The organism is Kitasatospora sp. NPDC088779 (assembly GCF_040685395.1).
Taxonomy (GTDB): domain Bacteria; phylum Actinomycetota; class Actinomycetes; order Streptomycetales; family Streptomycetaceae; genus Kitasatospora.
The window spans coordinates 1-1,323 of the sequence record NZ_JBFBHW010000126.1 but is presented as its reverse complement, the minus strand read 5'-3'; the positions used below and the strand labels follow the sequence as shown (position 1 = coordinate 1,323).

General features: G+C 56.9%; 1 rRNA gene. It reads left to right on the top strand.

Annotated elements, in window-relative coordinates:
- Nucleotides 1-47: 47 nt before the first annotated feature.
- Nucleotides 48-1,323 (top strand): 23S ribosomal RNA (locus tag AB0P03_RS40800); the annotation flags it as partial.

Here is a 1,323-nt window from a genome sequence, read left to right as displayed (position 1 = left end):
GTGACTGGTCGTTGTTTGAGAACTGCACAGTGGACGCGAGCATCTGTGGCCAAGTTTTTAAGGGCGCACGGTGGATGCCTTGGCACCAGGAACCGATGAAGGACGTGGGAGGCCACGATAGTCCCCGGGGAGCCGTCAACCAGGCTTTGATCCGGGGGTTTCCGAATGGGGAAACCCGGCAGTCGTCATGGGCTGTCACCCGCTGCTGAACACATAGGCAGTGTGGAGGGAACGCGGGGAAGTGAAACATCTCAGTACCCGCAGGAAGAGAAAACAACCGTGATTCCGGGAGTAGTGGCGAGCGAAACCGGATGAGGCTAAACCGTGATGGTGTGAGACCCGGCAGGGGTTGCCATCGCGGGGTCGTGGGATTTTTCTTGATCGGTCTGCCGGCCGGTCGGCGAGTCAGAAACCGTATGGGTAGTCGAAGGACATGCGAAAGGTCCGGCGTAGAGGGTAAGACCCCCGTAGACGAAATCTGTACGGCTCGTTTGAGAAACTCCCAAGTAGCACGGGGCCCGAGAAATCCCGTGTGAATCTGGCGGGACCACCCGCTAAGCCTAAATATTCCCTGGTGACCGATAGCGGATAGTACCGTGAGGGAATGGTGAAAAGTACCGCGGGAGCGGAGTGAAATAGTACCTGAAACCGTGTGCCTACAAGCCGTGGGAGCGTCGTTCATCAGCTTGCTGGTGGGCCGTGACTGCGTGCCTTTTGAAGAATGAGCCTGCGAGTTTGCGGTGTGTAGCGAGGTTAACCCGTGTGGGGTAGCCGTAGCGAAAGCGAGTCCGAATAGGGCGTCTGAGTTGCATGCCCAAGACCCGAAGCGGAGTGATCTAGCCATGGGCAGGTTGAAGCGCGGGTAAGACCGTGTGGAGGACCGAACCCACCAGGGTTGAAAACCTGGGGGATGACCTGTGGTTAGGGGTGAAAGGCCAATCAAACTCCGTTATAGCTGGTTCTCCCCGAAATGCATTTAGGTGCAGCGTCACGTGTTTCTTGCCGGAGGTAGAGCACTGGATAGGCGATGGGCCTTACCGGGTTACTGACCTTAGCCAAACTCCGAATGCCGGTAAGTGAGAGCGTGGCAGTGAGACTGTGGGGGATAAGCTCCATGGTCGAGAGGGAAACAGCCCAGAACACCGACTAAGGTCCCTAAGCGTGTGCTAAGTGGGAAAGGATGTGGAGTCGCAGAGACAACCAGGAGGTTGGCTTAGAAGCAGCCACCCTTGAAAGAGTGCGTAATAGCTCACTGGTCAAGTGATTCCGCGCCGACAATGTAGCGGGGCTCAAGCACATCACCGAAGTCGTGTCATTGCAGCA